At 28.0% G+C, this 8,214-nt stretch carries 9 protein-coding genes; all 9 read left to right on the forward strand.

Annotated features, from left to right (window positions below):
* The coding region (locus tag U9R42_12855; GenBank protein ID MEA3496907.1) for a hypothetical protein at nt 1–1,985 on the forward strand (1,985 nt) is incomplete at its 5' end.
* 3 nt (nt 1,986–1,988) lie between these two features.
* Complete coding sequence (locus U9R42_12860; protein ID MEA3496908.1) at nt 1,989–2,831, forward strand: hypothetical protein; 843 nt, start codon at nt 1,989–1,991, stop codon at nt 2,829–2,831.
* 194 nt (nt 2,832–3,025) lie between these two features.
* Nucleotides 3,026–3,751, forward strand: coding sequence for a DUF6088 family protein (locus U9R42_12865; protein MEA3496909.1), 726 nt, complete (start codon nt 3,026–3,028; stop codon nt 3,749–3,751).
* Nucleotides 3,748–4,722, forward strand: coding sequence for a nucleotidyl transferase AbiEii/AbiGii toxin family protein (locus tag U9R42_12870; protein ID MEA3496910.1), 975 nt, complete (start codon nt 3,748–3,750; stop codon nt 4,720–4,722). Before U9R42_12865 ends, U9R42_12870 begins: the two co-directional genes overlap by 4 nt.
* A gap of 449 nt (nt 4,723–5,171) precedes the next feature.
* A complete protein-coding gene (locus tag U9R42_12875) occupies nt 5,172–6,182 on the forward strand; it encodes a PDDEXK nuclease domain-containing protein (protein ID MEA3496911.1) in 1,011 nt (336 codons plus the stop codon).
* A gap of 430 nt (nt 6,183–6,612) precedes the next feature.
* On the forward strand, nt 6,613–6,870 hold the full coding sequence (locus U9R42_12880; protein MEA3496912.1) for a DUF4160 domain-containing protein: 258 nt from the start codon (nt 6,613–6,615) through the stop codon (nt 6,868–6,870).
* 6 nt (nt 6,871–6,876) lie between these two features.
* A complete protein-coding gene (locus U9R42_12885) occupies nt 6,877–7,128 on the forward strand; it encodes a DUF2442 domain-containing protein (protein MEA3496913.1) in 252 nt (83 codons plus the stop codon).
* Nucleotides 7,129–7,481: 353 nt separating this feature from the next.
* The gene (locus tag U9R42_12890) at nt 7,482–7,730 is read left to right on the forward strand and encodes a DUF6364 family protein (protein MEA3496914.1); all 249 of its coding nucleotides are present in this window, start codon (nt 7,482–7,484) and stop codon (nt 7,728–7,730) included.
* Nucleotides 7,727–8,146, forward strand: a complete 420-nt coding sequence (locus tag U9R42_12895) for a PIN domain-containing protein (GenBank protein MEA3496915.1) — start codon at nt 7,727–7,729, stop codon at nt 8,144–8,146. The genes U9R42_12890 and U9R42_12895 overlap by 4 nt, the downstream gene beginning before the upstream one ends.
* Nucleotides 8,147–8,214 lie beyond the last annotated feature (68 nt).

Below are 8,214 nucleotides of genomic sequence, written 5' to 3' on the forward strand. Positions count from 1 at the left end.
GCGAAGCGTACAGTGAGAAAGTAAGATATTATAAGTTATTAATAAGAGATAAAATGCAAGACATTATCACAGATGACAATGTTAGCGACCTTTTATCTCTATTGTTCTTATTTAAGATTTATAAAGATAGATATAGAATTTTTTATAGTAAGAAGAAGCAAAGAAAATTTATTTTTCTTTTAGATAATTTGGATGATTATTTAAAAAATGATGATATTAACTTCTATCAGTATCCACAGTTTTATTTATCAAAATTTGTAATTCAGGTTGCAAAAGAGCCCATTGTTAGCAGCACTTTTAGTGATACTCTGAAGAAGTTTTTGCAAGTTAGTGAAGATGAAATTTTTGACTGGAATTTCTCATTCCAAAGAAATTTTAGTTTAGGTTATGCTTTACGAACTTCAAATTTCTTAGCATTTTCCAGCATTCAAAAAGAATTATTATATAATATTAGTGACAGTCAAGAGAAGTACACACCTCAATGTATGATAGACATTAATTATTTTAGAATGAATTCAACGAATTTCACAAGTGAGATTCTGAATAAAAGATTAGTCTTCACCAATGAGCTATTCAATATTTTGAATATAGAACTACCAAAAGGTTATCAATTCCTTATGTTATTAACACAAATTGACAGCTATAAGTCACTTGAAGATAAAACAAGAAGCATTTTTAGCCTTTGGAATGGTGATAAAAAAGCACTTTTCGATAGTTTAATTGAACAATGGTTTTTATTAATTTCTGATGATTATTTGAGCTTTGAAAACGAAATGATTAATTGTTATGAAGCAAATCATCATAATAATAAATATTTGCTAAAAGGCATCTACATATATTTATTTCTTTCTCTATTAGAAAAGAATACAAAAGCAAAAAACAAATTACTTAATATTATCTTTAAATATAGAAGAGAAAATAAAAAAGGAAAGAGTATTAGACGGTTTATGCTAAATTATGTTATTAATGAATCCGAAGATAAAGATAAACCTTTATTTATAAAAGACATTGTATCAAAAGGTGTGGGTTTATTTGACCTTTTAAATTCAACTAATAATTTCATTTCAAAAATTAACAAAAAAGAAGGAAAACAAATATATTCAAATGATAGTATTAAAGATTTTATAACAGATTCATACACAGAAAAGATTGACTACTTTGCACAGTTACTGACTATTTATAAGTCGCAAATTATTGATATTAACGGTAAAGAAGCAAATACACTCTATTATAATTTAGAGAAAGAACTTGATGATTTTCACACAAAATCTTTTGAAGAAAATAACAAAACGCTAAACAAAATAAGATTATTCAATAATAATAATGCTGCTTTTATTTCAGGGGAATTAATGTCTAACTTTGAATTGTTTTCTTTTTCTTTATCACACGATGAATCTCATAAAAATCTTTCCATTATTAAACCGCTTTTCTTTTCTGTTAAAAGAAAAGAAAATGTTGAAAACATAAGTAATATTGCAGATTTTGAGCTTTTTGAAATTATAGAAAAAGTATATGAAAATGTTGATGATTCAATTAATAAAGTAGTTGATTTTTACATTAGAAATCTAATAAATACTTTTCCACCTTCTAAATTCATTAGAAATAAGTTTCTTTCCCTTTTTGATAAAGAACTAAAAATAGGTGATTTTCAATTTAGATTAATTATCCGTAGACATATTAGTTATTTAGATGGATTTAGATTAAGTGTTTTAGACGATTCAATTTTCAGTCTATCCCTAAGTCATAAGAAAATGATAAATGTATACATTACTAATATAATAATTAAGTATATTGATTTGTACAAAAACAATTATTTTAAAATATTTAATTATTTATCAAGAAAATCAATCTACAATAAAGAACATACGATTTTAGATTCAAATTACAATGTATTGGAACGATATAGAATAAATGCAAGAAAAGTATTGTTAGATAATGAAAAGGATATTTTTGACAGAATAATTGATAAAATTGAAAAGGTATAGTATATGGAAGTAGATTGGAATTGGTTTTTTTCAGCTTTTGCACAGAGTGGTGCTGCTATAATTGGGATTATAGCGGCTTTTGTTATTTCAAAAATTATTGGAGAGATAAATATAAAATACAATGTTGAAGAAAGGCATAAAAATTTATTAATAGATTATGAAAGCTTAAAAGATAGAATCTCATTAATTAATTTTGAACAAGTTGATGAAGTATCTATTAGAGAAAGTAAAAAAATAGCGGAAGAATTAGGTTTTACTGGGCTTGATTCCAAAAAGCGTTTAAATTTGTTGTATCGTATTGAGCCTTGCCTATTTAAAACTGAAAAATGTATAACTGTTTTAGATGAAGTATTAAATACTACCTCAAATAGTAAAGCAGTTCACCATAACTCCTTACTTTCGATGGACGAAATTAAAGTCATTAGAAAAGCAGTATATCATTTAAAAATAGAGTCTGAATCTATTATTAAACATTTTAGAATATTAAAAAACATAAGTATGAATTATAAATCAAAGCTTACATCTTTGAAATTTATAATATGTGTTCTTATTATTGGTTTCTTAATTACTGTAATTTACCCATTACATTTTATGCCTTTGAACTCAAATGAAGTCCCTTCTATTTCTTTTAAATTAATAGATATATACAGTAATTTTGTTTCATTTAAAGGGGGGTTATTAAGTTTATTCTTTATTACGATTAGTTCTATTTTGGTATATTTTCAATATATTATTTACAAAATAGAAATATACCATAAGAACAATATTAAAAGAATAAATGAAGACTATATTAATTTATTGAGCTATTGTAAATATTTCAATAACAATGCACAACAATGTATATAGTTTATGGCGGGTGAAGTACTAAATATGAGCATTTTAGATATAAATATACATTGGTGTAAGTTGAAAGATTTGTGTTTCAAAACCGCCACAAAACCATATACTTAACGTTGGGCGGCATTAGAAAACCCGAAAACACGTCAAGTATTTTGAGCTAATTACTTGACAATATTGAAAAAGTTAGTTATATTTGCAGTATGAATATTACAAAGAAAATAGAGAAAAAAATTAATAACATTGAAACAGGTGATACATTTACCTATAAAGAACTTGCGATAAAAAAAGAAGAATATTCAGCTGCAACAAAAACAATTGAGCGATTAATTAAGAAAGGAATAATTAAACGTATCTCTACCGGAATTTTTTACAAACCCAAACAATCTATTTTCGGTGAATTAAAACCTAATGAAGAAAAAATAATATCACCATATCTATTTAAAAACGGAAAAAGGATAGCATACATTACCGGTCTGTTGCTTTATAACAAAATGGGACTGACTACTCAAATTCCTAAGGAAATAAGTATTGCAAGTAACAAAAAACGAATATACATATCCAAGGGAAACATAAAAGCAAGTGCCGTTAAAAGTTATGTTGAAGTAACAGAAGAAAACTATAAACTTCTTGAACTTCTTGATACATTAAAAGATTTTAACAAGATACCTGATTTAGACAAAAAATCAGCTCTAATAATTTTGACGGATAAAATACTTGCACTAAATAAAAAACAAAAAAAAGAACTGATTGAAACTACACTTGAATATCCACCAAGAGTAAGAGCATTTCTTGGAGCATTGCTTGAAAATACAAATAAAAATATTAATACCAAAAGCTTGGATGACAGTCTTAATCCGCTATCAGAATATAGATTTGGTATTACAAAAGATATTTTACCAACAGTTGAAAAATGGAAAATTAAATGAACTTACATGAAAATAAAGAACTTTTTAAAGATGCAATAATAGCAACAGCACAGTTGAAAGGAATTGCAGAAATCTATATTGAAAAAGATTATTGGGTTACACTTGCTCTGTATTCCATTTTTTCAAAGGAGATAGGAAAGTCGTGTATTTTCAAAGGAGGAACAGCATTATCAAAATGTAATCATTTAATTGACCGCTTCTCAGAAGACATTGACATTGTATTGCTGAAACAAGGTAACAATAGTAGTAATCAACTGAAAAACAAGTTAAAGAAAATAACAAAAATAGTTAACGAACTCATTCCTGAAGTTGAAATACAAGGAATAACCAACAAAAAGGGAATGATAAGAAAAACAGCTCATAATTATCCTAAAATCTTTGAAGGTTTATTTGGGCAAGTTAGAGATAATTTAATTGTAGAAGCAACTTGGCTTGGAAGTTTTGAACCGTTTGAAAAAGGAAAAGTAAATTCATTGATTTATGAAATGACGATTGAAACAAATCAGCTTGAAATTGCAGATAAATATGGTATGAAACCTTTTGAAGTAAATGTTTTAAGCCCGAAAAGAACATTTTGTGAAAAAATAATGAGTTTAGTTCGTTTCTCATATACAAATTCACCAATCGAAGATTTGAATAACAAAATTAGACATGTCTACGATTTAAATCAAATGTTGAGAAATAAAGAAGTTGAATACTTTTTTAACTCAAAAGAATTTGAAGAATTGTTAGTTAATGTAGCAACTGATGATAGGTTGAGTTTTAAGAGCGGAAATGAATGGTTGAAAAATCACCCAACACAAGCTTTGATTTTCAAGGATAGTAAAGACGTTTGGAACAAATTAAAAACGAATTATTTTTCTACTTTCAGCAAATTGGTATATGGAGAGTTGCCGAAAGATGTTGAAATTCTGGAAACATTGAAAAAATTAACCGAAAGAATGAAAGACATAAAATGGAAAACAAAATAACGACCGCCCAACAATGTATGTAAAAAATAAGCGAGATAGCAGTAGCATCAAGGTTTGTAGTCCTTTTCACCTTTCTTTTTCGCAGAAAGATTTGTGCTTTGGAATCGCTTACTTTTCATATACCAACCGTCAGACTGTCTAAAAAAATCAACAATTTGCAGATAAAAATAATTTGTGTAAATGGCAAAAGTAAAATCACCAATTTTTCGCAATTGCAAATCTACAATTTTTCGCAATAGTAAATCACCACTTTTGTAGGTTTTTTTTTGGATTGTTCAATTATTTTTGAGCAAAGCAGAAATAGCTTTATATTTGACAAAAATTTAATCGGTGGTTTGGGTTTTTAGAGAGACTGTCGTTGTACACCATGGAGCAGTGCAGAAAGAGATTTGTAATAATTTTAAAAATCCTATCTTTGCAAAATTGAAAATAAAACGAATAATTTAAAAATGTCATTAAATAAAATTGAATATCAGAATTTACTAAATGATTTAGTTGCTCTAATCGAAAAGACTAAAACACAAGTAGTTTCTTATGCTAATAGTTCATTGACTGTATTGTTTTGGCATATTGGAAAACGAATTTTGACTCATAATTTACAAAATAAGAGAGCTGAATACGGAAAACAGATTGTCGTTACAGTGTCACGAGAATTAGTGAAAAATTTTGGGAAAAATTATGAAGAGAAAAATTTGCGTAGAATGATACAATTTGCAGAAAAATATCCTATTGTTGAAAATGTCGTTACACTGTCACGACATTTGTCATGGTCTCATTTTATAGCACTTATACCAATAAAAGAACAACAAGCAAGAAACTTTTATGCTAAGATTACATTTGAGAGTTCATTTGGAGTTCGTGAACTGAGAAAGCAAATTGAAAAGAAAGTTTACGAAAGAACTGAAAAATCAGATATTCAACTTTTTGATAATAAAGTGATTGACAAAGGGGTTTTTAAAGACCCGTATTTACTTGACTTTTTGGAACTCAAAGATGGTTATTTAGAAAATGATTTAGAAGCTGCAATTCTAAAAGAACTTGAATTATTTATATTAGAATTGGGAAGCGGTTTTACATTCGTTGAGCGACAGAAAAGAATGATAATTGACGGAGATGATTATAATTTGGATTTATTGTTTTATCACCGTAAGCTAAAGAGATTAGTTGCTATAGAACTGAAAATTGACAAATTCAAAGCAAAGGACAAAGGACAAATGGAGTTGTATTTGAAGTGGTTAGATAAATATGGAAAACAAGATGGAGAGCGACAACCGATTGGATTAATTCTTTGTGCAGTTGCAAGTAAAGAACAGATTGAACTTCTTGAATTGCACAAAGATGGAATAATGGTAGCGGAATATTGGACAGATTTGCCCTCGAAAGAAATCTTAGAAGCTAAGCTACATGAAGCCTTAATTGAAGCACGAGAACGAATTGAAAGAAAACAACTAAGACAATGACCCACAGTGTACAACACAGTATCTATTCAAGAGCGGTTTCTGTAGTTTGCAAAACTTTTTTACCTTTAAAAAACGGAAGCATTAAATTGAAAGTGCAGTGCTACGCAAACCCGCACTACGCTTATACTGAACCGCCAGACTGTCTAAAAACTATTAAAAAGCAATTATTTTGATGAGACAACAAAATGTATAATTTTAAAAAATAGCTATTTGGAAAATTATTTTTTGTTAATGGTGATAACCTTTCTTCAGATCCATAAAGCATAACTGATACCGATAATGGAGTAGTCATTGTTGCAACATCTACATCATCTGGAAAATTAAGTTCGAGTATTATTACAATAAATAGCTCGATAACAGGGACTTGGTCAAATAGTAATAGGTCAACTTTTATTTATTCTTTCGCTTTAATTTTTATTATCTTTGCACTATGCCAGAAATTAGTAGATTTTACGGAATTATAGTGAGGATGTTCTTTGATGATCATAATCCACCTCATTTTCATATATCATATCAAGATTATGATGCAATAATCCATATAGATAGTGGAATAATTAAAGGAGAAATGCCGAGAAGAGCACTTAACCTTGTTTATGCTTGGTTGGATTTGCATAAAGAAGAATTAACTGAAAATTGGAAATTAATCCAAGAAACAGGAGAGTTTAAAAAAATAGAACCATTAAAATAAGAAATTATGGAACTTTTAAAAATAACAAGAGCTAGGTATGTTGAAAAATACAAAATTGATTTATCATTTAATAATGATTATTCTGCCATAGTGGATTTAAAGGAAAAAATATTTTCAGACCACAGAAAAGTTTTTACTAAATTACAAGACATTGAATTTTTTAAGAAATTTTCAAAAAACAGATGGACAATTGAATGGGAAAATGGTGTTGATTTAGCACCTGAATATTTGTATAAACTAGCAAAAGAAGAAGAATAAAAGCCATAACAAAGGCTCATAAATAATTGCCTAAATAGTCGTAAAATCAAAGATTTAGCTATTATATAAAATATGTAATGACTTGAAAAAATATTGCTTCGAAATAGGCAACTATTCATAGCCAAACCGTCTAAAAACTATTAAAAAGCAATTATTTTAATAAGACAACAAAATGTATAATTTAAAAAAATAGCTATTTGCAGAATTACTGATTGGGTACAAATATCAATGTTTGGGGGTTTTTAGAGAGACTGCCGTTAGCATTAAGCATAAAAGCAGGTGTAATTGAAAATATATTTGCACGGTCGTATAAAATATATTATCTTTGCACGTGTAAACTAAAATATTGAATCATGAATACAAAATTAACATTGACAATTGAGCAATCAATTATTGAGAGAGCAAAATTATATGCGAAAGGAAAAGGACGTAGTTTGTCGGACATAATAGAAAACTATCTTAAAGCCATAACAACGGAACAGAGGGTTGCTGACGATATTTCACCGTTGATAAATTCATTACGTGGAAGTTTTAAAGCACCTGAATCTTTTGATTATAAAAAGGAATTGTCAAAAGGACTTTCCGAAAAATATATGGCATGAAAAGAATATTGATTGACACAGACGTGATCCTTGACTTTTTCTTCGACAGAAAACCTCATTCAGATAATGCAACAATAATATTAAACCTATGTCAACGAGGAGAACTGCAAGGATTTATCACAGCAGTTATAATTAGCAATACTTATTATTTGTTACGCAGGACTGCAAAGCATGAGAAAGTTATTGAAAAATTAAAGCAATTATTGACAATAACACCTGTATTACAAATGGACAGACAAGTAATTGAAAAGGCATTAAATTCAGAATTCAAAGACTTTGAAGATGCTTTGCAAAACTTCTCAGCAATAAATTATGGAAAAATAGAGGTAATTATTACCCGAAATGTTAAAGATTATAAAAAAAGTGAAATTGGAGTATTAACACCAGAAAGTTTTGTGAAGTTAATAAATGCCTAATGCTAACAATATAAGTAAGATAGTATTAGCATCAAGCTTTGTAGCCCGTTTGAAATTTCTTGTAAACA

Source organism: Bacteroidota bacterium (assembly GCA_034723125.1).
In the GTDB taxonomy this organism is placed as follows: Bacteria; Bacteroidota; Bacteroidia; order CAILMK01; family JAAYUY01; genus JAYEOP01.

Bases quoted from the DNA above. Each gene is read 5' to 3' on its own strand.
- U9R42_12860 (MEA3496908.1), top strand. From the start codon at position 1,989: ATGGAAGTAGATTGGAATTGGTTTTTTTCAGCTTTTGCACAGAGTGGT.
- U9R42_12865 (MEA3496909.1), top strand. From the start codon at position 3,026: ATGAATATTACAAAGAAAATAGAGAAAAAAATTAATAACATTGAAACA.
- U9R42_12870 (MEA3496910.1), top strand. From the start codon at position 3,748: ATGAACTTACATGAAAATAAAGAACTTTTTAAAGATGCAATAATAGCA.
- U9R42_12875 (MEA3496911.1), top strand. From the start codon at position 5,172: ATGTCATTAAATAAAATTGAATATCAGAATTTACTAAATGATTTAGTT.
- U9R42_12880 (MEA3496912.1), top strand. From the start codon at position 6,613: ATGCCAGAAATTAGTAGATTTTACGGAATTATAGTGAGGATGTTCTTT.
- U9R42_12885 (MEA3496913.1), top strand. From the start codon at position 6,877: ATGGAACTTTTAAAAATAACAAGAGCTAGGTATGTTGAAAAATACAAA.
- U9R42_12890 (MEA3496914.1), top strand. From the start codon at position 7,482: ATGAATACAAAATTAACATTGACAATTGAGCAATCAATTATTGAGAGA.
- U9R42_12895 (MEA3496915.1), top strand. From the start codon at position 7,727: ATGAAAAGAATATTGATTGACACAGACGTGATCCTTGACTTTTTCTTC.